Origin of the sequence: Pseudodonghicola xiamenensis DSM 18339, assembly GCF_000429365.1 — a bacterium.
GTDB classification, from domain to species: Bacteria; Pseudomonadota; Alphaproteobacteria; order Rhodobacterales; family Rhodobacteraceae; genus Pseudodonghicola; species Pseudodonghicola xiamenensis.
Genome location: NZ_AUBS01000003.1, coordinates 72817 through 96610, shown reverse-complemented (window position 1 = coordinate 96610; position 23794 = coordinate 72817). Strand labels below are relative to the sequence as shown.

The 23794-nt window shown below is 64.3% G+C and carries 21 protein-coding genes; 12 read left to right on the top strand and 9 right to left on the bottom strand.

The window, feature by feature from the left end:
* The first annotated feature begins 102 nt into the window (after positions 1-102).
* Entirely contained in the window at positions 103-696 is a 594-nt protein-coding gene (locus G455_RS0105535; protein ID WP_028092783.1) for an HD domain-containing protein, read from the top strand.
* Here G455_RS0105535 and G455_RS0105530 read toward each other — a convergent pair.
* The 3 genes from G455_RS0105530 to G455_RS0105520 form a co-directional block, all read right to left on the bottom strand.
* Complete coding sequence (locus tag G455_RS0105530) at positions 693-1889, bottom strand: glycosyltransferase 61 family protein (RefSeq protein ID WP_028092782.1); 1197 nt, start codon at positions 1887-1889, stop codon at positions 693-695. The two genes, G455_RS0105535 and G455_RS0105530, sit on opposite strands and share 4 nt — an antisense overlap.
* 10 nt (positions 1890-1899) lie before the next feature.
* Complete coding sequence (locus G455_RS0105525; protein ID WP_028092781.1) at positions 1900-2457, bottom strand: ActR/PrrA/RegA family redox response regulator transcription factor; 558 nt, start codon at positions 2455-2457, stop codon at positions 1900-1902.
* 119 nt (positions 2458-2576) lie between these two features.
* Positions 2577-3200 (bottom strand): SCO family protein, encoded by a 624-nt coding sequence (locus G455_RS0105520; RefSeq protein ID WP_028092780.1) that lies wholly within the window; start codon positions 3198-3200, stop codon positions 2577-2579.
* 90 nt (positions 3201-3290) lie between these two features.
* On the opposite strand from G455_RS0105520, the gene regB reads away from it, so the two are divergent.
* From regB to trxA, 8 genes are all read left to right on the top strand, one after another.
* Positions 3291-4688, top strand: coding sequence for a sensor histidine kinase RegB (regB, locus tag G455_RS0105515; protein ID WP_028092779.1), 1398 nt, complete (start codon positions 3291-3293; stop codon positions 4686-4688).
* A gap of 114 nt (positions 4689-4802) precedes the next feature.
* Entirely contained in the window at positions 4803-6359 is a 1557-nt protein-coding gene (locus G455_RS0105510; RefSeq protein WP_028092778.1) for a PAS-domain containing protein, read from the top strand.
* Positions 6360-6400: 41 nt separating this feature from the next.
* A complete protein-coding gene (gene tsaE / locus G455_RS0105505) occupies positions 6401-6889 on the top strand; it encodes a tRNA (adenosine(37)-N6)-threonylcarbamoyltransferase complex ATPase subunit type 1 TsaE (RefSeq protein WP_028092777.1) in 489 nt (162 codons plus the stop codon).
* A complete protein-coding gene (locus tag G455_RS0105500) occupies positions 6882-7886 on the top strand; it encodes an aminoglycoside phosphotransferase family protein (RefSeq protein WP_028092776.1) in 1005 nt (334 codons plus the stop codon). Before tsaE ends, G455_RS0105500 begins: the two co-directional genes overlap by 8 nt.
* Positions 7883-8608 (top strand): nucleotidyltransferase family protein, encoded by a 726-nt coding sequence (locus tag G455_RS0105495; RefSeq protein WP_035366216.1) that lies wholly within the window; start codon positions 7883-7885, stop codon positions 8606-8608. Before G455_RS0105500 ends, G455_RS0105495 begins: the two co-directional genes overlap by 4 nt.
* The gene (gene addB, locus G455_RS0105490; RefSeq protein ID WP_028092774.1) at positions 8601-11534 is read left to right on the top strand and encodes a double-strand break repair protein AddB; all 2934 of its coding nucleotides are present in this window, start codon (positions 8601-8603) and stop codon (positions 11532-11534) included. The genes G455_RS0105495 and addB overlap by 8 nt, the downstream gene beginning before the upstream one ends.
* On the top strand, positions 11531-14914 hold the full coding sequence (gene addA, locus G455_RS0105485; protein ID WP_028092773.1) for a double-strand break repair helicase AddA: 3384 nt from the start codon (positions 11531-11533) through the stop codon (positions 14912-14914). The genes addB and addA overlap by 4 nt, the downstream gene beginning before the upstream one ends.
* A 38-nt stretch (positions 14915-14952) precedes the next feature.
* Positions 14953-15273, top strand: coding sequence for a thioredoxin (gene trxA, locus G455_RS0105480; RefSeq protein ID WP_028092772.1), 321 nt, complete (start codon positions 14953-14955; stop codon positions 15271-15273).
* A gap of 95 nt (positions 15274-15368) precedes the next feature.
* On the opposite strand, the gene rpiB is transcribed toward trxA, so the two are convergent.
* Together rpiB and G455_RS0105470 are read right to left on the bottom strand one after the other, a co-directional pair.
* Positions 15369-15818, bottom strand: a complete 450-nt coding sequence (rpiB, locus tag G455_RS0105475; protein WP_028092771.1) for a ribose 5-phosphate isomerase B — start codon at positions 15816-15818, stop codon at positions 15369-15371.
* 145 nt (positions 15819-15963) lie between these two features.
* A complete protein-coding gene (locus G455_RS0105470; protein WP_028092770.1) occupies positions 15964-16878 on the bottom strand; it encodes a hypothetical protein in 915 nt (304 codons plus the stop codon).
* Between the two features lie 111 nt (positions 16879-16989).
* On the opposite strand from G455_RS0105470, the gene hslV reads away from it, so the two are divergent.
* The 3 genes from hslV to G455_RS0105455 all read left to right on the top strand — a co-directional run bounded on the left by hslV (position 16990) and on the right by G455_RS0105455 (position 20101).
* Entirely contained in the window at positions 16990-17547 is a 558-nt protein-coding gene (gene hslV, locus G455_RS0105465) for an ATP-dependent protease subunit HslV (RefSeq protein WP_028092769.1), read from the top strand.
* A 72-nt stretch (positions 17548-17619) separates the two neighbouring features.
* Positions 17620-18927: an ATP-dependent protease ATPase subunit HslU gene (gene hslU / locus G455_RS0105460; protein ID WP_028092768.1), complete on the top strand. Its 1308-nt coding sequence runs from the start codon at positions 17620-17622 to the stop codon at positions 18925-18927.
* 88 nt (positions 18928-19015) lie between these two features.
* Positions 19016-20101, top strand: a complete 1086-nt coding sequence (locus G455_RS0105455; protein ID WP_161629385.1) for an alpha/beta hydrolase — start codon at positions 19016-19018, stop codon at positions 20099-20101.
* 45 nt (positions 20102-20146) lie between these two features.
* On the opposite strand, the gene G455_RS23390 is transcribed toward G455_RS0105455, so the two are convergent.
* The 4 genes from G455_RS23390 to G455_RS0105435 form a co-directional block, all read right to left on the bottom strand.
* Positions 20147-21367, bottom strand: coding sequence for an amidase family protein (locus G455_RS23390; RefSeq protein ID WP_035366214.1), 1221 nt, complete (start codon positions 21365-21367; stop codon positions 20147-20149).
* A gap of 78 nt (positions 21368-21445) precedes the next feature.
* The gene (locus G455_RS0105445) at positions 21446-22045 is read right to left on the bottom strand and encodes a Smr/MutS family protein (protein ID WP_028092766.1); all 600 of its coding nucleotides are present in this window, start codon (positions 22043-22045) and stop codon (positions 21446-21448) included.
* A complete protein-coding gene (mltA, locus tag G455_RS0105440) occupies positions 22045-23091 on the bottom strand; it encodes a murein transglycosylase A (RefSeq protein WP_028092765.1) in 1047 nt (348 codons plus the stop codon). Before mltA ends, G455_RS0105445 begins: the two co-directional genes overlap by 1 nt.
* Complete coding sequence (locus G455_RS0105435) at positions 23088-23747, bottom strand: Tim44/TimA family putative adaptor protein (RefSeq protein ID WP_028092764.1); 660 nt, start codon at positions 23745-23747, stop codon at positions 23088-23090. Before G455_RS0105435 ends, mltA begins: the two co-directional genes overlap by 4 nt.
* Positions 23748-23794 lie beyond the last annotated feature (47 nt).

Sequence of the window (23794 nt, the reverse complement as noted above, 5' to 3'; positions counted from 1 at the left end):
CGGGGCCTGGCCGGTTCAGCCAAGCCCCGTTGCGCCGATGCACGGAAAGGGTACATAAACGGCACCCGACTCCCCGTTCAGACTCCGTGAAGGTAATCCCGCATGAAACAGCCCCGCGCCTGGCAACGCATGCTTTCCGGCCGCAGACTCGATCTGCTCGACCCGACGGCGGTGGATATCGAAATTGCCGATATCGCCCACGGGCTGGCCTTCGTCGCCCGCTGGAATGGGCAGACACGGGGGGATTACGCCTATTCGGTGGCCGAACATTCGCTGTTGGTCGAAACCCTGTTCGGTCGCATCGCGCCGAACGCGCCGGTGAAATGGCGGCTGGCGGCCCTGCTGCACGACGCGCCGGAATATGTGATCGGCGACATGATTTCCCCGGTGAAGGCGGCGGTGGGCTCTGGCTATGGCGATCTGGACGCGCGGTTGACCGCGGCGATCCATATCCGCTTTGGCCTGCCGGCGGCGATCCCCGCCTCGGTCAAGCGGCAGATCAAGCGCGCCGACAGGATTAGCGCCTGGATGGAGGCGACCCGTATCGCCGGTTTTTCCGCCGCCGAAGCCAACAAGTTTTTTGGCAAGCCCGATGCAGCATTGATGGAAGGGCTGGATATCCGGCTGCGTCCCCCTGTCGAGGTGCGCGCAGAGTTCACCGCGCGACACGCCGATCTTCTGGCCCGGCTGGATTAATCTGCGGCGGCTTCTTTCGCCGCTGCGCGCCGGGCACGACGTTCCTGGCGCATCGCCCGCACCCGCAGCCGGACATATTCCGGTGACTCGACGAAATCCTCGTTTCCGCCCAGCCCCTTGTCTTTCAGGATTTGCTGGCGCTCGGCCTCGGTCAGGGTGGGCCAGTTCAACCCCTCGCGCACGAAACCGGTCTGGCCCAACACCCGGGCCAGGACCGCGTGGTCAATCTCACCAAAGGACAGGCGGTTGGATTTCTTCTGTTCCGCCTTCACCCATTCAGTGCGCAGCGCATTGATCACCACCGGCTCAGACCCGCAGAAATGCACCACATTGGCGGCCAGCAAGTTGTTGGCAGCGGATTTGCGCCGCATGATCATCGCCACCGGCTGATCGGCGCGGCCGACCATGGCAAAGAGATGCAAGGCCGAACCATCCGCCGCAATCACCTTCTTCGCTGCCTTGTAGCGGGCAAGCTGGGTGGCGATGTCATGGTTCTGGGGATGGAAGATTTCATAGCCTTCCGCCTGCAACAGCTCTTCCAGCCGTTCCTCGCCCAGAAGCCCCCCCTTGCCGAGCCCGAGCGCAGAGCGGGAGATATAGATCTTCTCAGGCCCCTCGGGCCGGATATCCTTGGCAAAGCGCTGATGGATCGCATCGCGGAACTTGCGGGTGCCGGCGGTGATCGCCCCCAGGCCAAACCCCTGTCCGGGCACCACCAATTCATCGACCAGCGTCGGGCCAGTCGCCACCTTGATCGGCAGACTCGGCGCCATCTGGTCGACGAAATCGCGCTGAAACCCGCGCACCATATCGCCCACCGCGGGGCGCTTGGGCATGAACAGGATCCCCTCGACCGGCTGCTCAAGCTCATTGAGCGCCCAGAGACGAGAGGAACTCTCCACCAGGAAATGACCGAAATGCGCCCAGAGCACCCCACCCCAGAGCCAACGACCCGATAACGCTTCGGAGACCTCGGCCGGAGGCTCGGGTTCGGTGGTCAGCGGGCGATACTTGCGCCACAGCGCGCCATGCGGGCAATAACGGCCATGGGCATCCAGAACCCCGGCGGCCTGCACAAAACCGCTTTCAACCGGAGGAACCACGATGGCACCATTCAGCGAGACGATTTCTTCCGACCAGCCGCCTTCCGGCCAGGGCTGATTTTCGGGCCCGAGCCCCTTTTCATCGGACATCGGTGTCCTTTCAGCGCGGGCTGCGCTTGGCCAAGATGCGTTGCAGAGTGCGGCGGTGCATGTTCAGCCGTCGCGCGGTTTCCGACACGTTGCGATCGCACAGCTCGTAAACCCGCTGGATATGCTCCCAGCGGACACGGTCTGCGCTCATCGGGTTTTCCGGTGGTGGTGGCAGCGCCGCACCGTTGGACAAAAGTGCATTGGTGATATCGGTGGCATCGGCAGGCTTAGACAGATAATCCGTGGCGCCGATCTTGACTGCGGCCACTGCTGTGGCGATGGCGCCATATCCGGTCAGAACGACAACCCGGCAGTCCGGGCGTTTCTCGCGCAGCACTTCGACCACATCAAGCCCATTGCCATCCCCGAGCCGCAGATCGACCACCGCATAGGCCGGAGGTCGGGCTGTGGCGATCGCCTTGCCGGCAGCAACCGATCCGGCCATCTCGATCTCGAACCCGCGCTTTTCCATCGCCTTGGCCAGCCGCCGCAGAAACGGTTCGTCATCGTCGACCAGAAGCAGGGATTTATCCGCTCCGATCTCTGCCTGCAGTGCCGCCTCGGACATTTTCATTCCCCAACAATCGCTCTCGTTTTGTTGAATATCACTATTAGCCCCACGAAATAAAAGATCAAAGGGCCAAACCAAAACCTGAGGGAATAGTCGCTGAAGCCCCGGCGATCTTTTCACATTTTATCGAGAAAACACCCGATGCTGTCCGCCATCGCCTCAGGAGAGGCGTCGCGACGGAAGAATTCGACAAAGCCGTCGAACGGCAGCACCAGATAGGAAAAGGTAGAATGGTCGACCAGATAATAATCGTCGTCCTGGCCGGGCTGCCGCTTGTAATAGGTCTTGTAAGCCTGGCTCGCCGCCTTCACCTGTTCGGCGCTGCCGGTCAGGCCGATCATCCGTTCGTGCAGGTTATGGGCGAAATCGCCGACCACCTCGGGGGTGTCGCGCTCTGGGTCGATCGAGATGAAGATCGGCGTCACCATCTGGCCGCGGCTTTCCAGGATGTCGATCGCCTCGGCATTGCGGGCATTGTCCAGCGGGCAAACATCGGGGCAGAAGGTATAGCCGAAGTACAAAAGCGACGGCCCGGTGATCACATCCTTGTCGGTCACCGTCTCGCCCTTTGAGTTGATCAGGGTGAAGGGCCCGCCGATCTGCGCCGTGCCTCCGGCCACCTGGCTGGAGCGGCATTGCGCGAAACGGTCGCCGCCCCCGAGCGGGCGGCTGACGAACCAAATCGCCCCCAAGCCGACAGCAGCGACGACAACGGCAATAATGGCATAGATGCGGGTCATGATAACGGGCCCTTTGCGTAACAATGATTGATCCTTGCAGCCGGGAGACCTATCACCATCCCGAGCCGATGCAACAGACTTAGACCTTTCATGTCGGAATCCAATGTGGGCATTTGGCGCGGGCAGGAGCGCGGCGGCTGGATCAGGCTGCGCACGCTGATCCTGCTGCGTTGGGTCGCGATCGCCGGCCAGCTGGGGGCCATCGCGGCCGCCCAGATGATGTATCATCTGCAGCTTGATCTTGTGCTTTGCCTGCTGGCCGTCGGCATTTCCGCCGCCGGCAACCTGCTGGCGATGCTGCTCTATCCTGAAAACAAGCGGCTGTCGGAATTCGAAAACTTCCTGATGGTGCTGTTCGATCTGCTGCAGCTTGCCTTCCTGATCTACCTCACAGGCGGGCTGAACAACCCTTTCGCCATCCTGCTGCTGGCCCCCGTCACCGTCTCGGCCAACGTACTCGGGCTACGCTCGACGCTGATCGTCGGCGGCATGGCGATCCTTCTGGTCACGCTGCTGGCAGAATTTCACGTACCGTTGCGCACCCAGGAAGGCTTTTTGCTGCGCATTCCCGATCTCTTCGTCTTCGGCAACTGGGCGGCCATCATCATCGCCACGGTTTTCATGGGGGCCTACTCGCAACGGTTGAAAAGCGAAATGGAATCGATGTCCGAGGCGCTGGCCGCCACCCAGATGGCGCTGTCACGGGAACAGAAGCTGACCGATCTGGGCGGTGTCGTCGCCGCCGCGGCGCATGAGCTGGGCACGCCGCTCGCCACCATCAAACTGACCAGCGCCGAGCTGATAGAAGAGCTCGACGATCAGCCCGATCTGCGCGAGGATGCCCAGCTGATCCGCGATCAGGCCGACCGCTGCCGCGATATCCTGCGCAACATGGGCCGCGCCGGGAAGGACGATCTTCAGATGCGGCAGGCACCACTGAGCGCCGTAGTGCAAGAGGCGGCCGAACCGCATCGACATCGCGGCAAGACGGTGCATTTCAGTGAAAGCCCCGGCCCCGGCGGCAGCCCGCAACAGCCGTCGATCCTGCGCCTGCCCGAAGTGATCCACGGGCTGCGCAACCTGATCCAGAACGCGGTGGATTTCTCCCATGCCAATGTCTGGGTGGAAACCCATTGGACTGACAACAGGATCTGGATCCGCATCCTCGACGACGGCGAAGGCTATTCGCCGCAGGTGATCGGCCGGATCGGCGATCCCTTCATGCGCCGTCGCAAGGGGGAGCCTGAAAGCAAGACCCGCCCGGAATACGAGGGCATGGGGCTTGGCCTGTTTATCGCCAAGACCTTGCTGGAACGCTCGGGGGCGAGCCTGAGCTTTGCCAACGGCAGCGATCCCGACCAGCACCGCGATACCATGGCGGAACAAAGCGGTGCCATCGTCCGGGTCGACTGGCCCCGCAGCAAGATCGACGCCCAGAACGGAGAATTCGCCCTGCCTCTGGGGGAAAACCAGCCCATCGAAATCTGATTAACCCTGAAGCCCGACGACAGGCTGCACTGTCGCCAAAATGTCGTTAATATATTGATAACCATTTCGCCGCAGCATCGGACCGGCGATGGCGTTAACGGCGGGGGCCCTGATATGAACGACATCCCTATCGGCGACTGGGCCGCTCTGGCGGTGATCTGTCTGGCCAGTGCTTCACTGGCAGTCTTCTGGCTGGCACCACGCCGGGCAGAGAGGCAGGATATCCTGCCCTATGACGACAGTTTGGAGCCCCGAGGATTTCTGAATGACGATCCGGTGTTCATCTTCGACGGCACCGAGCTGATCGAAGCCACCTCGACCGGGCGGGCGATCACCGGCGATCCCGACGACGGGGTGAGCTGGCAGCAGGTGCGGCGACAGCTTCTGCCCAGCTTTCCGGCCTTTCCCGCCGATCCCGCCCTTGTGCGCGAGGCCGGTCGGCTGTCGATCCCCTCGCTCGACGGCGAACCTCCGTCCGAGGCGGTCTGCGAATGGATCGACGGGGTCACCAGGGTGCATCTGCGTGCCGGCGCACCGTTGTCCGTCGCCGACCTGCCTCATCTCGAACAAGAGCTCGATATCCTGCGCGCAGCGACGAACGCAGCACCCTATCCAGCCTGGCGATTGACCCTGGACGGTCAGGTGACCTGGTGCAACACCGCTTATGCGGCACTGGTGCGCAAGGTGCGCGGCCGCGATGCCGACACAGCCCAGCCGCTGTTCCCCGATCTGCCGATCCGCGAGATTTCGGAAAAACGCAAGCTGCGGCAGGCCATTGATTTGAAAGAGGGTGATCAAAAACTGTGGTACGATCTCTGGCTGATCCCGCAGAAATCCGGCTGCCTGTGCTATGCGATGGACGTGAACGCCGTGGTCGATGCCGAGGCAGCGCAGCGCAATTTCGTCCAGACCCTGACCAAGACCTTTGCGCAGCTGTCCATCGGCCTGGCGATCTTCGACCGCAACCGGCAACTTGCCCTGTTCAACCCGGCCCTGATTGACCTGACATCGCTGCCGGCCGATTTCCTCTCGTCGCGTCCCAGCCTGATGACCTTCTTCGACCGGCTGCGCGACAGCGCGATGATGCCAGAACCAAAGGATTACAACAGCTGGCGTCAGGGACTGGCCCAATTGGTCGAGGCCGCTGCGAACGGGCAGTATCAGGAAACCTGGTCGCTGCCCTCAGGCTCGGTCTATTCGGTCAGTGGCCGGCCGCATCCCGACGGCGCCGTCGCCTTCCTGTTCGAGGATATCACCGCCGAAATCACCCTGACCCGCCGCTTCCGTGCCGAGCTCGAGCAAAATCAGGCGGTGCTCGATACGCTGGACGAGGCGATCGCGGTCTTTGCACCGGATGGCACGCTGACCTTCTGCAACGCCCCCTATCGCGATCTCTGGGGGGTCGATCCCGACAGCAGCTTTGCCCAGTTCACCATCACCGACGCGATGCGCAACTGGCAGGATCACAGCCGTCCCACCCCGGTCTGGGGCAAGCTGCGCGATTTCGTCGCGACCCGGGAAAGCCGCGCGCCCTGGCGGGCCGAGGCCGAGCTGAAGGGCGGCGGGATGCTCGATTGCCACATCCGCCCGATCAAGAAGGGCGCTACCATGGTTCGCTTTGCCCGGCGCGTAGCCGCGACCGTACCGGCCCCGGCGCCCAGCGCCGATTGATCCCGCTTGCGGGCGGCGGGCGGCGCGGCCATTGTGGCGCCATGATCCATCCTCCCGTTTCCCTGCACCTGCCCGATCCAGAGGCCACTGCCAGCCTTGCCACCCGTCTGGGCGCGCTTCTGCGTCCGGGCGACTGCCTGCTGCTCGAAGGCGCGATCGGCGCCGGCAAGACCCATTTCTCCCGCGCGCTGATCCAGTCCCTGCTGGTCGAGCCCGAGGATGTGCCCTCACCCACCTTCACATTGGTACAGACCTATGACACCGGCGCCGGAGAGATCTGGCACGCCGATCTTTATCGTCTGACCGATCCCGGAGAGGTCGAGGAACTGGGGCTGACCCAGGCGATGGAAGAGGCGATCTGCCTGATCGAATGGCCCGACCGTCTGGGCGATCTGGCGCCGACCACCGCCTTGCGGTTGAGCTTTGCCACCGACAGCGATAGCGAGGACGCTCGTGCCCTCACGCTCGACTGGACCGATGCGGATTGGACGGCGCGACTGGCGCAACTGGAAGAGATCCGCGATGACTGACCGCGCACCCCTGGCCACCACCTTTCTGAACGGCACCGCCTGGACCGACGCCCTGCGCGCACCGCTGGCGGGCGATGCCTCGAACCGCCGCTATGAACGGCTGCGCCACCCCGGTACCGGCAAGACCGCCGTGCTGATGGATGCGCCGCCCGAAAAGGGCGAAGACGTGCGCCCCTTTGTCACCGTCTGCCGCTATCTGCGCGACCTCGGCCTTAGCGCGCCGGAGATCTTCGCCGAAGACACAGAAGCCGGGTTCCTGCTGCTGGAGGATCTGGGCGACGATCTGTTCGCCCGTGTGCTGAAGACCAATCCCGGGCTAGAAATGCGGCTCTATCAAGGGGCGACCGACGTTCTAGTGGCCCTGCATGCGGCCGAGCCGCTGCCGCTGGCCCAGTACGGGCCGGACCTGATGGCCGATCTTGCCGGGCTCGCCTTCAGCAAGTACCGCAAGGGCATTCTGGGCGACGAGGGCAGCACGGAGCTGGCGCGTTTCCGCGAACAATTCGAGGGAATCTTGGCCGATACCACCGGCGGCCGCCACGTGGTCTGCCTGCGCGACTATCACGCCGAAAACCTGCTGTGGCTGCCTGACCGTGACGGTCTGGCGCAGGTCGGGCTTTTGGATTTCCAGGACGCCATGCTGGGGCATCCGGCCTATGATCTGGTGTCTATGCTTCAGGATATCCGCCGCGATGTTCCGGCGGGGATCGAGATTTCGATGCTGCAGCATTACATCGACGCAACCGGTGTCGACGACCACGCCTTTCGCACCGCCTATGCCGTGCTGGGGGCACAGCGTAACCTGCGTATCCTCGGGGTCTTCGCCCGGCTTGCCACCGATTATGGCAAACCGCATTATGTCGATCTGATCCCGGCGGTCTGGGCGCATCTGACGCGCGATCTGGAACACCCAGCCCTTGCCCCGGTGGCGGATCTGCTGCTTGCGACGCTGCCGGCACCGACGCCGGAAGCCCTGAACAGGTTGAAATCCGCATGATCCGCAGCCGCAGACCCAGCAGCCCGCAGGCCGCCCTGCTGTTCGCCGCCGGCTTTGGCACCCGGATGGGGGCGTTGACACAGGATCGCCCGAAACCGCTGATCGAGGTCGCCGGTCGGCCCCTGATCGACCATGCGCTTTCGCTGATCCGGCCCTTGGGGCTGGGCCATGTGGTGGCGAACCTGCACTACAAGGCCGAGATGCTCGAGGCGCATCTGGCACCCTTGGGCGTCAAGACCTCGGTCGAGTGGCCCGATATTCTGGACACCGGCGGCGGGCTGCGTCAGGCGCTACCGCTGCTGGGGCCGGGGGAGGTTTTCACCCTGAACAGTGATGCGATCTGGGCCGGACCGAACCCGCTGGAAATGCTGCGCGCTGCCTGGGACGCGAGCCAGATGGACGCGCTGCTGATCGGCATAGCCCCGGATCGCGCGCTTGGCCACAAGGGGGCAGGGGATTTCACCTGCGATGCCGAGGGGCGGGTGATGTCGCGCGGTCCCGGGCTGATCTATGGCGGCGCGCAGATCATCTCCCCCAAACTGCTGGATCAGGTGCCAGAGCGGGCGTTTTCCCTGAACCGGGTCTGGGATCTGATGCAGGCCCAGGGGCGGCTTTTCGTGCTGGAATACCCTGGCCAATGGTGCGACGTCGGCCATCCCGACGGGATCGCACTGGCCGAAACCTTGCTGGCCGAATCCCTGCTGGCGGATACCCATGTTTGACCCGGGCGCCACCCCGCGTGTCTTTGCCCTGCCCTGCGGAGTGGATTTTCCCCGCGCGCTGATCGACGGGCTGCTGCAACGCATGGCAGGCCAGCCACCCGAGGCGCTGGCCCGGGTCGAACTGGTGGTGAACACCCACCGCATGGCGCGACGCATCCGCGATATCTTCGACGCCGGCGCACCACTTCTGTTGCCACGCGTGTCGCTGCTGACCGATCTGGGAGCGCATGGCGGGCTCGATACCCTGCCACCGGCGGTTCCGCCATTGCGCCGGCGGCTGGAGCTGACGCAATTGATCTCGGCGCTCCTCGACCGGCAGCCGGATCTGGCGGCGCGCGCCTCGCTCTACGATCTGGCGGACAGCCTCGCTGGCCTCATCGACGAGATGCAGGGAGAAGGCGTCTCGCCCGAGGATATCCGTAATCTCGATGTCAGCGACCTGTCCGGCCACTGGGCCCGGGCCCAGGCCTTTATCGGCATCGCCGACGATCTTATCGGCTCGGAAGGCGAGGCACTGGATCCGCAGGCGCGGCAACGGCGGGTGGTCGAGGATCTGATCGCCCGTTGGCAGATCGCCCCACCGCAACACCCGATAATCCTGGCAGGTTCCACCGGGTCGCGCGGCACCACGTTGATGCTGATGCAGGCGATCGCCCGGCTGCCGCAGGGGGCGCTGGTGCTCCCGGGCTTTGATTTCGACCAGCCGGCAGAGGTCTGGAAGACGCTGGAAAAGGCGCTGACGGCGGAGGATCACCCGCAATACCGGTTCCGCAAGATATTGGACGGGCTGGAGATGTCATCGGATCAGGTCATCCGCTGGACCGGAGAGGAACCGCCGGCCCCCGCGCGCAACCGGCTGCTGTCCTTGGCGCTGCGCCCGGCCCCCGTCACCGATGCCTGGATGGCCGAGGGGCCGGGGCTGACCGATCTGGATATCGCCACCGCCGATCTGACGCTGGTCGAATCCATGAGCCCGCGGGACGAGGCGCTGGCCATCGCGCTGCGGCTGCGGCAGGCGGCAGAGACTGGCCAATCCGCCGCGCTGATCACCCCCGACCGGATGCTGACCCGGCAGGTCACCGCCGCGCTGCAACGCTGGGACATCACGCCCGACGACAGCGCCGGCCAGCCGCTGCACCTGTCGCCTCCGGGCCGTTTCCTGCGCCATGTAGCCGAGCTGTTCACCCAGCGGCTGACCGGTGAAACCCTGCTGACGCTGCTGAAGCACCCGCTGACCCATTCCGGCATCGACCGCGGCGATCACCTGCGGTTCACCCGCGATCTGGAACTGGACCTGCGCAAGCAGGGGCCGGCCTTTCCCGATGCCATGAGCCTGTCACGCTTCGCCGCCCGTCACGACCCCGAGGCGCTGGCGACCTGGTTGGGCTGGCTGACAGCAGGCTTCTGCGACCGGCAGCGCCTTGGCGAACGACCGCTGACCGATTGGATCGCCGATCTGCGCGCGCAGGCCGAAACCATCGCCGCCGGCCCGACCGAGGGCAGCGGCGGGCTATGGCAGAAGAACGCCGGCATCAAGGCACGCGCTGTGCTGGACGCGCTGGAGCGGGAGGCGGAATTTGGCGGCACGATGACGGCGCGCGATTTCGCCGATCTGCTGACCGCGCTGTTGCAGGGCGAAGAGGTACGCGACCGCGACGCGGCCTTTGGCGGCATCATGATCTGGGGCACGCTTGAGGCGCGCGTCATGGGCGCCGATCTGCTGATCCTCGGCGGGTTGAACGAAGGCAGCTGGCCGGAACCCGCCCGCCCCGATCCCTGGCTGAACCGGCAGATGCGCGACCGCGCCGGGCTTTTGCTGCCGGAGCGGCGGATCGGTCTTTCGGCGCATGACTTCCAGCAGGCGATTGCCGCTCCAGAGGTCTGGCTGACCCGCTCGCAACGCTCGGACGATGCCGAAACCGTGCCCTCGCGCTGGCTGAACCGGCTGGCGAATCTGCTGGCCGGGCTGCCCGATCAGGGCGGGCGGCAAGCGCTCGACGACATGCGGGCGCGAGGCCGCGTCTGGCTGGGCTGGGCCCGCGCGCTTGAGGCGGTGACGCCAATTGCCCCGGCGCCGCGCCCCTCTCCGCGCCCGCCGGTAGCGTCCCGCCCCGATCGGCTGAACGTGACCGAAATCAAGCGTCTGATCCGCGATCCCTATGCCGTCTATGCCCGCCGGGTGCTGCGGCTGTCGCCGCTCGATTCGCTGGTACAGGAACCCGACGCGCTGCTGCGCGGCACCGTGCTGCATGAGGTTTTCGAGAAATTCGTGCGCGACGATCTGGGCGCCGGTGCCCCCCTGAACCGCGAAGCGCTGATGGCCCGCGCCACCGAAGTGCTGGAAGAGCACGTGCCCTGGCCCACCGCCCGGGCGCTCTGGCTGTCCCGGCTCGGGCGGATTGCCGAGGCTTTCCTCTCCGCCGAGGCGGTTCGTCAAGAGGCGGCGATGTCCAGCACCTTCGAACAAGGCTCTAAAATGGCGATTTCGCCGCCCGGCGTCACCCTTGTGGGCCGCGCCGACCGGATCGACATGGACGCGCGCGGGGCGTTGACGCTGTACGATTACAAGACTGGCACACCACCGACCCGAGACCAGCAAGCGAAGTTCGACAAACAGTTGCTGATCGAGGCCGCGATGGCGGAGGAGGTGGGCTTTGGAAATCTGGCCCCCGCGCATGTGAACGGCGCAGTCTTCGTCGGCATCGGTGCGAGCTACAAAGAGGTGCCGGCACCCTTGGACGAAGAACCGCCGGCCCAGGTGCTGGAGGAGCTGCGCAAGCTGCTGATCGCCTATGCCCAGCCCGATCAGGGCTATACCTCGCGCCGGATGCTGTTCAAGGACAGTGATCACGGCGATTACGACCACCTCGCGCGGTTCGGCGAATGGGACCGCGCGACAGAGCCTGAACCGGAGGATCTGGCATGAGCGCGCGGGACGAGGCCAGCGAACGCCAGGTGCAGGCGGCGCGGCCCGATGCCTCCACCTGGCTGGCGGCGAATGCGGGATCGGGCAAGACCCGGGTGCTGACCGACCGGGTGGCGCGGCTCTTGCTGGCGGATGTCGAACCGCAGCATATCCTCTGCCTCACCTATACCAAGGCGGCGGCGAGCGAGATGCAGAACCGCCTGTTCAAACGGTTGGGCGAATGGGCGATGCTGGGGGACGAGGGGTTGCGCGCGCAGCTCGTCTCTCTCGGCACCGAAGGGGCAGTGCCGGCGGATCGTCTGGCCCATGCCCGCACGCTTTTCGCCCGCGCGATCGAGACACCGGGCGGGCTGAAGATCCAGACGATCCATTCGTTCTGCGCCTCGCTCCTGCGGCGGTTCCCGCTCGAGGCCGGGGTGAGCCCGCAGTTCACCGAGATGGAGGATCGCGCCGCCAGCTTGCTCAGGGCCGAGATCGTCGAGGATTTTGCCGATGGGCCCGAGGCGGGGCTGATCGCCGATCTGGCCGATCACCTGACCGATACCGATTTCGACAAGCTGACCGCCGCGATCACCGCCAGGCGAGCCGCCTTTGCAGAACCGTTGCAGCGCGACGGCCTGCTGGCGCTGTTCGATCTGCCCGCAGGCTATGACGCCGACGCGCTGGAGGCCGAGGTGTTTCTGGGCGGTGAGGCGGAACTGATCCACGACCTTTGCGCCGTACTGGCGGGCGGCAAAGCGACCGATCAGAAGAACGGCGCCGCGCTTTCCACCCTCGGCGATCCCGGTCTGGCGATCCTGCCGGAGCTGGAGCGCATCTTTCTGACCGGCGCCTCGGCGAAAGAGCCGTTTTCGGCCAAGTTAGGGTCTTTTCCGACCAAGGATCTGCAAAAGACCCACCCCGATCTGATGGACCGGCTGGAGCCCTTGATGCTGCGGGTCGAGGCGGCGCGGCCGCGTCGTCTGGGGCTGGAAGCGGCGCGAAAGTCACAAGCGCTCCATGCCTTTGCCGCGCGTTTCCTGCCGGAATACGACCGCCGCAAGCAGCTGCGCGGCTGGCTCGATTTCGACGACCTGATCCTGAAGACGCGGCAGTTGCTGAACGACCCCGGCGTCGCCGCCTGGGTGCTCTACCGTCTGGATGGCGGCATCGATCATATCTTGGTGGACGAGGCGCAGGATACCAGCCCCGAACAATGGGAGGTGATCGAGAAGCTGGCGCAGGAGTTCACCTCGGGCCAGGGCGCGCGGGCGGATGTGGAACGCACGATCTTCGTCGTCGGCGACAAGAAACAGTCGATCTATTCCTTTCAGGGGGCGGATCCGGATGCCTTCGACCGGATGCAGGCGGAGTTCGCCGCCCGGCTGGACGGGCGCGGCACCGGCTTGCAGGATCTGACGCTGGAATTCTCCTTCCGCTCCTCGCAGGCGATCCTGCAGCTCGTCGATCTGGTGTTCGAAGGTCGGGCCGAGGCCGGCTTTCCCAAAGACTCGCTGCACCGGGCGTTCAAGGCGGATCTGCCCGGACGCGTCGATCTCTGGCCGCTGGTCGAGAAGGTCGAGGAGGATGACGACCGCGACTGGACAGATCCGGTCGACCGCCCCGGCGCGCGGCACCATACCGTGGTTCTGGCCGACCGTATCGCGCGCGAGATCAAGGCGATGATCGACCGGGGCGAGACGGTGCCGGTCGATGGCCCCAAGCCTGGGAGCTTCCGCCGCCGTCCGGTGCAGGCGGGGGATTTCCTGATCCTGGTGCAACGCCGATCCGAGCTGTTTGCCGAGATCATCCGCGCCTGCAAGGCCGCAGCCCTGCCCATCGCCGGCGCAGACCGGCTGAAGGTGGGGGCGGAACTGGCGGTCAAGGATCTGGCGGCCTTGCTCCGGTTTCTGGCGACGCCCGAGGATGACCTGTCGCTGGCCACCGTGCTGAAATCGCCGCTTCTGGGCTGGGGAGAGCAGCAATTGTTCGATCTGGCCCATCGGCGCACGCGCCCCTATCTGTGGCAAGCCTTGCGCGACCGGGGGGCAGAGTTTCCCGAAACCCTGGCCTTTCTGAACGATCTGCGCGACCAAACCGATTTCCTGCGCCCCTATGACCTGATCGAACGCATCCTCACCCGCCACGACGGCCGCCGCCGCTTGCTGGCGCGACTGGGGGCCGAGGCCGAGGACGGGATCAACGCACTTCTCTCCCAGGCGCTGGCCTATGAACGCAGCGCGATTCCCAGCCTCACCGGCTTCCTCACCTGGATGGAAACCGACGATCTGGAAATCAAGCGCCAGATGGGCAGCGCTGGCAACATGATCCGGGTGATGACGGTGCATGGTTCCAAGGGGCTCGAGGCGCCGATCGTCATCCTGCCCGACACCGGCAAGCGCCGCGCGCCGCAGCCCGATGAGGTGATGATGGCCGGGCAAACGCCGCTGTGGCGCACTGCCGCGGACCGGATGCCGCCGGTGCTGACGGCGGCGCGCGACGCGGCTCAGGCGCGGCAGATGAACGAACGGCTGCGGCTTCTCTATGTGGCTTTGACCCGGGCGGAAAAGTGGCTGATCGTGGCGGCGGCGGGCGATTTGGACAAGGCCGGAGACAGTTGGTACCAGATGACCGAGGCCGCGCTGATCCGCGCCGGCGCGGTCGAGGCCGCGCTGCCAGGAGGGCAGGGCCTGCGCTATCAGCATGGAGATTGGACGGCGGCAGAGCTAGAAACCACCGCGCCCGTGACCGAAACGCCGCCTCCCCCCCCCGATTTCCTGAAAAGCCCGGCTCTCCCCCGGCCCGAGCCATTGCCCAGCCTCAGCCCCTCGGACCTCGGCGGCGCGAAGGCGCTGCCAGGCGATGAAGGTCTGGACGAGGAGGCAGCCAAGGCGCGTGGCACCGCGATCCACCTGCTGCTGGAACATCTGCCCGATCTGCCGCGTGATCGCTGGCAACAGGCAGCCGGGGCCCTGCTGCCCGATCTGGAAGACCTGGAGCGTGATGACATCCTGGCCGAGGCCACCGGCGTGCTGACCGCCCCGGCGCTGGCGCCGATCTTCGTCGCCGAGGCGCTGACCGAGGTGCCGATGACCGCGCCGCTCGGTCCCCGGCGGCTGCATGGGGTGATCGACCGGCTGATTGTTGCATCCGATCACGTTCTTGTTGTCGATTACAAATCGAACGCCACCGTGCCCGCGCGCGCCAATGACTGTCCCGAGGCGCTGCTCAGGCAGATGGGTGCCTATGCCGTGGCGCTGGAACAGATTTTCCCCGGCAAGCGGATCGAGACCGCGATCCTCTGGACCCGCAACGCGACGCTGATGTCGCTATCCCCGGAACTGGTGGCCGCGGCCCTGGCGCGGGCAGGCCGCCTTGACGCGATCCTATCCGACTCCTAACTTCTGCCCCCAAGCGCATCTCATCCAGGAGACAGATGATGTCCACCGTTGCCGTTACCGACGCCACTTTCGAGCAGGAAGTAAAACAATCCGATGTCCCCGTCGTGGTGGACTTCTGGGCCGCCTGGTGCGGTCCCTGCCGTCAGATTGCCCCGGCGCTGGAGGAACTGGCCAAAGAATACGACGGCAAGATCAAGGTCGCCAAGATCGACGTCGATGAAAACCCGAACCTCGCCGCCTCGCTGGGCGTGCGCGGTATTCCGGCACTGTTCATCTTCAAGGATGGCCAGGTGATTTCGAACCGGGCCGGCGCGGCGCCCAAAGCCTCGCTGCAAAGCTGGATCGACGAGTCGATCTGAGCCGGGCTGCCTGCCGATCGAACGTCAAAGGGGTGCCTTACGGCACCCCTTTTTCATTGCAAAACAGGCTGTTCCGCCGTTCGGGGATGAAAGCCTCAGCTCTCGATATCCGCGATCATGTCGACCCGCGTGGCATGCCGGCCGCCTTCGAATTCGGCATTCAGGAAGGCGTCGACGATATCCAGCGCCAGGCCTTCGCCCACCACACGGGCACCAAGTGACAACATGTTGGCATTGTTGTGCTGGCGGATCATCCGGGCCGAGAAGCTGTCAGAGCAAACGCCGCAGCGGATACCCTTGACCTTGTTCGCCGCCATCATGATGCCCTGGCCGGTGCCGCACAGGATGATACCCAGCGCGCAATCGCCCGAGGCGACACGCTGCGCCGCCGCTTCGCCGTGCTTGGGGTAATGCGTGCTTTCCGGCGTCGTCGGGCCGATATCGACCACCTCCCACCCCTGGTTGGCGATATGCGCCGCGATGGCCTGACGCAGGTCAATGGCGGCGTGATCACTGGAGAGAACGATGCGCTTTCTGGTGGTCATGGAGGTCGTTCCGTTTTCCGAGGCAGATGGATGCCTGGGTTTGGCCGAATGTCGATCCCGCTGTCAAGCGATCCACCGGGACAGATCCGGGCCAAACGGCATGAAAATCCCCTGAAACCGTCCATTCCGCGGGCCAGTCAGAGGATCAGACCGGCCAGCCCGCGGCCCGTAGCCGCGCCGCGATCTTCTCCCCGGCCTCGGGCCGGCCAGCGTTGATCGACATCTGCTGCCAGAACCAATGCAGATAGGCGGCATAATCCGGGCGATGCGCCGGCGCGGCGGCTAACGCGGCATCCGCCCCCATCCGCGTGGCATCAAGCGCGATATGGGAAAAGTCGGAGCGCGCGAACAGCACCGCCGGCTTGCCGAAGAAATAGCCGTTGAAGGCGGCAGAGGAATTCTCGGTCACCACATAATCGCAGCCCTGCAACAATGGCTCCATCCCGCCCAGGCGGATCTCAAGCCGGGGATGGTCGTGGGCCAGATCGTCCAGCACACGCCGTTCTTCCTCGGAATAGACTTCCTTCGGATGCAGCGCCGCCACCACCGGGCGGTGCTCCGCCGCCAGAACAGCGCACAGCATGTCGACCGGCGCGCAGCTTTGGAATGAACGTTGCTCAAGCAGACGGCCCTGCAGCGGGACATAGACGAACCCCTCGCGACCGGCCCGATCGGGCCGGTCTCCGAACAGCCGCTTGCGCCAGAAGCGATAGAACCGGCGCGCCTCGGGCTTTGGCACCGCTTCGGGATCGAAGCGGCTGCGGGCGACCTCCCATTCCCAGCGGCGAGCGCTGCGCTCGATCGCCCAGAATGGGTAATGATAGACCCGGCGCAGCGTCACCGCACGGTCGTGCGTTGGCTCGGCCATATGAAAGATTGCATAGCCGTCGCGGTTGGCCGAGACCGCGCGCTCCACCTCGCTGTCCGGGCGATAGGAAACTGAAAACCCTGATTTTCCAAGAACTTCAGATATCAACGACAGGAAATTGTGTCGCCCGGCCTCAGCGCTCTGGCGCAGCCCGTCCTCCAGATAGAATGTCGCATGTCTCCGTCCGCTCATATTCGTCACGCTAGGCGAGCGGCGTATCGGCCACAAGCGACGAAACCCGGGCCGCCCTTGTGCCGAGCGAATGCGCCGTCCATATAGTTGCCCAATGATCAGGAGGCACAGATGAGCACAGATAGCTTTCCGGGCTGGCACGGCACCACCATCATCGGGGTCCGCAAGGGCGATCAGGTGGTGGTCGCGGGCGACGGCCAGGTATCGCTGGGCAATACAGTGATCAAGGGAACCGCCCGCAAGGTTCGCCGCCTGCATCCCGGCGGCTATCAGGTGGTCGCGGGTTTTGCCGGCTCGACCGCCGATGCCTTCACCCTGCTGGAACGGCTGGAGGCCAAGCTTGAGGCCACACCGGGGCAACTGGCCCGCGCGGCGGTGGAACTGGCCAAGGACTGGCGGACCGACAAATACCTGCAAAAGCTGGAAGCGATGTTGATCGTAACCGATGGCAAGGATCTCTATGTCATCACCGGCGCCGGCGACGTGCTGGAACCCGAACATGACGTGGCAGCGATCGGCTCGGGTGGCAACTATGCGCTCGCCGCGGCACGGGCGCTGATGGACAGCGATCTGACCGCCGAAGAGATCGCCCGCAAAGCAATGTCCATTGCCTCCGATATCTGCGTTTTCACCAATGGAAACGTGATCGTCGAAACGATTAATGGGTAAGAAACTTCGAAGTTTCTTATCGAAATTCTTCGAAGAATTTTGGGCCCCGCCCCAGAGGCCAAGAGGATCGAAATGACCAACCTGACCCCCCGCGAGATCGTGTCCGAGCTGGACCGTTTCATCATCGGCCAGCAGGACGCTAAGCGCGCCGTGGCCGTGGCGCTGCGCAACCGCTGGCGGCGCAAGCAGCTTTCCGACGACCTCAGGGAAGAGGTCTATCCCAAGAACATCCTGATGATCGGGCCCACCGGTGTCGGCAAGACCGAGATCAGCCGGCGGCTGGCGAAACTGGCCCGCGCGCCCTTCATCAAGGTCGAGGCGACCAAGTTCACCGAGGTCGGCTATGTCGGTCGCGACGTCGAGCAGATCGTGCGCGATCTGGTCGACAGCGCCATTATCCAGACCCGCGAATGGATGCGAGACGAGGTCAAGGCCCGCGCCCAGCAAGCGGCCGAAGATCGGGTCATCGAGGCGCTTGCAGGCGAACACGCCCGCGAGGGCACGCGCGAGATGTTCCGCAAGAAGCTGAAGGCAGGCGAGCTCGACGATACCGAGATCGAGCTGGAGGTTGCCGATACCTCGAACCCGATGCCGATGTTCGACATTCCCGGCCAGCCTGGCGGCCAGATGGGCATGCTGAACCTGGGCGATATCTTCGGCAAGGCCCTGGGCGGGCGTACCACCCGCAAGAAGATGACGGTGGCCGACAGCTATGAGGTGCTGATTGGCGAAGAGGCTGACAAGCTTCTGGATGACGAGGCGGTGACCCGTGCCGCGCTGGAATCGGTCGAACAGAACGGCATCGTCTTTCTCGATGAGATCGACAAGGTCTGTGCCCGCGCCGATACCCGTGGCGGCGATGTTTCACGTGAAGGGGTGCAGCGCGACCTGCTGCCGCTGATCGAGGGCACCACCGTCAGCACCAAGCACGGACCGGTGAAAACCGACCATATCCTGTTCATCGCCTCGGGCGCCTTTCATATCGCGAAACCCTCGGATCTGCTGCCCGAACTGCAGGGACGTCTACCGATCCGGGTGGAGCTGCAGGCGCTGACCGAAGAGGATTTCGTGCGCATCCTGACCGAGACCGACAATGCGCTGACCCGGCAGTATACCGCACTGATGGGCACCGAGGAGGTCACTGTCGACTTTACCGAAGACGGGATTCACGCTCTGGCCCGCATCGCGGCGGAGGTGAATCAGTCGGTCGAAAACATCGGCGCCCGCAGGCTCTATACCGTGATGGAACGGGTGTTCGAGGAGCTATCCTTCACCGCGCCCGATCGCTCGGGCGACGCGGTGACGGTAAATGCCGACTTCGTCGAGAAGAACCTGGGCGAACTGGCGAAATCCGCCGATCTCAGCCGTTACGTGCTCTAGACGCTCCCCTCTCTGCCGCTATCGTGTAGACCGGCGGCAGAGACCACACAGGCAGAGGCGCGAGAACGTGAATCGCAGGCGGATGATCATGCTGATGGCAGCGACCGGGGTCTCTGCCTGCAACGACCGTTTTCATGCGCCGATCGTGCCAGCCTCGGAAGGGATCGGCGCCATTGAGCCGATCTTCGTCGCGACCCAGCGCAAACCCGACCCGACCGGATGGTTCAGCCCGGCCCGATCCGAGGAAACCCGGTATCTGTCGCTCGATGTGTCGATCCCGCCCGGGCACAGGAAGGGGCGAATTGAAAACGGCTTTGACCATCCCGACCCCCAGAAGGATTTCACCATCGCCGCCCGGCAGGATATCGCCGGACGCCAGGCCTTTCGCGCTGCACTGAGCCGGAAGCTGCGCCAGTCGCCCCCCGACAGGCGTGAAATCGTTCTCTATATCCACGGCTATAACAACAGCTTTTTCGATGGTGTTTTCCGTACCGCGCAGATCATGCACGATTTCGACGTGCCGGCGACGGCAGTGCATTTCTCCTGGCCGAGCGCGACCCACCCGCTAGGCTATACCTATGATCGCGACAGCGTCCTGTTCGCGCGCGATGGGCTGGAACAGCTTCTTTATGATCTGCGCGCCGTCGGGGCGCGGCGCATCGTGGTGGCGGCGCATTCGCTGGGCACCATGTTGCTGATGGAAACCCTGCGTCAGATCGAAATCGCCCGCCCGGGCTGGAGCAAACAGGCGCTTGGCGGCATCATCCTGATTTCGCCAGATCTGGATATCGAAGTCTTCCGCATGCAGGCCAAGCGCATCGCCGGGCTGCCGCAGCCCTTCGCCATCTTCACATCCAGCCGCGACAAGGCGCTGGCGCTGTCGGCACGGATCAACGGGGCAGGGGCGCGGCTGGGCAATCTGACGGATCCGACCGCCTTGGGGGATTTCCCCGTCACGATCATCGACGTCAGCCAGTTCAACGCCAGCAACAGCCATTTCACCGTCGGCACCTCACCGGCGCTGATTTCGCTGCTCTCCGACAGCAAGACCTTGGACGTCGCCTTTCAGGGTGACCGCGCCGGGCGGTCCGGCCTGTTGCCCGGCACCGTCCTGTCGGTACGCAACGCCACCCAGATGATCCTGTCGCCGGATCTGCTGATCCACAAGATGTGAGGCCATCGCCAACGGCGCCTGTTACCGGGCCCCTTGGCATCGTAATCAGCACCTCCCGGGCGCAAGAATCTCTGGCAATGCCGCCAGCAGGAATTCATCCTGATAGTGCCCTGCAGCAAAGGACAACCCGACAGGACATCCCTGGACCGTCAACAGAGGGACCGAGATCTCGGGCAGGCGGGCGACGCCGGAAAACGCCGTCAGCGTCATCGTCGGTGTATAAAAAGCCGTCACCGCGTCGAGCGTTGTCAGCGATCCTTTCAGAGGAGCAATGCAAGGGGTGGTGGGAAAGCAGATAACCGTTCCCTCGGGCAGCGCCGCATTGATCCGATCGAACAACCATTCGCAGCGCGTCAGACTGTCAAGCGCCCCGATCCGATCGAAATCGCGCACATTGCCATAGGCCATGGACAAAGCCGCCCCCAACCCGGGCCGGGCAGTTTCGACCCAATTGCCAAGCGTGCTTTGAAACTCCGCTGTCTGCAGATCACGCAGCGCCCTCAAGTTGCAATCGCTTAATGGGATGTCTTCACCAACAAGCTGCGCAAAGCGGATCGGCTCTGCCTGAATGCCTGTTCGGCGCGAGATCGCGTCCAGCGCCGCATAGACCTGCACCTGTACAGCCTGATCCGCGATTTCGACCCCATCGGTCAACACCAGAAAGCGACGCAGCGGCGCCACCGGTTTCGTCGGGCTGCGCAACAGCACGCGCGCCACGGCGTCAAGCTGTCCAAACTCGGATGCCAGAATGCCCACCGTGCTGACACCCGGCATGAAGGGCAACACGCCTGCCTCGGAAATCCGGTGAAGAGACGGGCGCATCCCCCAAATTCCACACAGGCTTGCCGGGACCCGCACAGACCCGCCTGAATCCGTACCGATCGAGAAATCAGCCAACCCGTTGCCGACAGAAGCCGCCGACCCACTTGAGGAACCACCGGGGATCCGATCAGGCGCGCGGGCATTGCGCGGTGTGCCAAAGAACTGATTTTCCCCGTCGAGGCTATAAGTCAGCTCGTCCGCCACGGCCTTGCCGACACATCGCGCTCCCGCGGCCAGAAGCTGATCAACGCAAAGCGCATTGTGTACCGGCGCCGGATGGGTATCGCGCCAGGCCGGGCTGCCATAGCCGGTTCGATGCCCGGCGATATCTATATTATCCTTCGCCGTGAATCGCATCCCGCTTAGCGGACCTGCTTTCAGAGCCGGGAGGTCGAGACGCTCAACAAGCGCACCGTAAGGATCAGGGGCTGGATTTTGGGTCATGGCCCTTAGGAATATCCCAGCGGTCCGAACCAGCCAAGGCACAAATGGAACCCATGCCTCGGGCGGTTCCTTTCAGGATCAGCGGTTACGGCGCAGATAAACATAATAGGCGCCTTCACCGCCATGGCTGATATGGGCCTGGGCCACCTGCAACACCACTTGCGACAGGGGCGGCATCGCCAGCCATTGCGGCACATTATGCTTGAGCACCCCGCGCGGGGTTGGGATCGGGCCATCGTCCTTGGCGCGTTTGCCCTTGCCGGTGATCACCAGAACCAGCCGGTGATCCGCGGCATGCGATTGCAGGATGAACCGTGTCAGCGCCGGATGTGCCCGATCCAGACGCATGCCGTGCAGATCAATCCGGGCATCCGGCACCAGCTTGCCGCGCTTCATCCGGGTAAAGGCCTTGCGGTCCATCCGCACGGGCTGCCCTGAAATGCGATCATGCAGCGCCGGTTTCAGATCGTGACGTCCGGGCAATCCCGCTGCGGTCTGGCCCATCCGGAACGGTTCGAAGGAAAACGGCTCCTCAATCGGGGGCGTGGGCTTTGGTTGCGGCTTTTGCAGCAGCGGCGCCGGCTCGGACTTGGGCGCAGGGTGCAACCGCTCCGCCCGTGCGGCAACCCGGCGCCAGAGTTCAAGCTCCTCGCCCGATACCTTGCGACGGCGCGCCATCACGCGCCCCCATCGGGCAGCAGCGCATAGGCGCGCTGGATCGGCATCAGCACCAGCATCCGCCCAGGATCGCGCATTCGTCCGGCGATCTGGCCAGCGCCTTCGCCGGTGCCAAAGAAAACATCCGCCCGCTGCGCTCCCTTGATCGCCGATCCGGTATCCTGCGCGACCATCAGCCGGCGGATCCGCGCCTCGCCCTCGGTCTCGAGCCAGACAGGCGCGCCCAGTCTCACATAGGCGGGGTCCACCGCAATGCTACGCAGGGGGGTGATCGGCCGATTCATCGCGCCCAAAGGCCCCAAATGATCGCTAACATGGCTGATCTCGCGGAAGAAAACATAGGATGGATTATGATAAAGAAGCTCTAGCCCGGCCTCGGGATTGCGGCGCACCCAACTGCGGATCACCTGGGCACTGACCTGATGCGCGGCATAAATCCCGCGGCGCACCATTTCCACCCCGATCGAACGATATTGTTGCCCGTTCGACCCGCCGTAACCGACCCGCAGCGAGCTTCCGTCCTGCAGATGAATCCGGCCAGATCCCTGAATTTGCAGAAAGAACAATTCAACCGGATCATCGACCCAGGCGATTTCCAGGCCACGGTTCTCCATCAGCCCCGATGTCAGGATTTCGCGCCTGCTCAGCCAGGGCGCCTGGTTCCTGGCCTCCGGCGGCATCCGGTAGAGCGGATAGCGGAACCGTGGTGTGGCAACCCGCGACCCCTCCAGTTCCGGCTCGAAATAGCCGGTGAACAATGGGTCTCGCCCGTCGGTGATCAGAACCGGTCGAAAGAACAGTTCGAAAAATGCCCGCGCGCTTTCGGGCTTCTGCTGCTGTCCCAGCGCGCAAAGGCTGTGCCAGTCCGAATCGTCCATGTCCGGACAGGTTTCCAGAAACACCGACAGCGCCGCAGCGTGATCGTCTTCAGCCCATCCGTCCAGTTCATCGAACCGCAGGACTTCGTGACTCGGCTCCGCCTCGGCCGCGCAGGTGACATCCGCTGCCATCACCAGAGCACCGGCCAGGCAGAGCGCACGGATCATAGATCCGTGGCGACAAGCAGCCAGTTCGGATCGGAGCTGCCCATGGTGCGGGCGAAGGTCCAGCTGTCCTTTTGCCGCTTGACCGAGGTCGGGCTGCCCTCGACGATCTCGCCGCTGCGGTCCCGCACGACCGAGGTCAGCTCTCCGACAAAGCGCATGGTGATCTCCGCCCGGTTGGTGTCCTTCTCGAAACGGACATCGGCAATCGCGGTTTCGCGCACGCCGATGAATTCCGCCTCGATGCTCAGACCCTGATCCTCGCGCGCGGCCAGACCATCGACAAAGCTCTGATACACATCGGGGGCGAGATAGGCCTGGATATCGTCAAGCGTGCCGTGTTCGTAGGCCATCAGGATCATCTCATAGGCACCACGCGCGCCCTGGACAAATTCGGATACCGAAAACCCGGGCTCCACCCGTTTCATTGCGCTCAGGGCTTCGGCCTGGGGGGTGCCGTCGTCGACATGATCGGTGATATCGCGATCCGGGCCGCCTTCGATCACTTCGAAATCCGGGCGGTCTATTTTGGCTTCGGGCTGCTGCGGCGCCTTCGGCTTTTCAAAGCCATCACGTGTCCCCAACACGTTTTTCAGCCGCAGGATCAGGAAAATCGCGATGCCGGCAAGCACCAGAAGCTGGATCAAAGGTGAATTCATTTGGTCCTCGTGTCAGGCGTTGGGCTTTGTAAGGCAAGCCGTTGGAC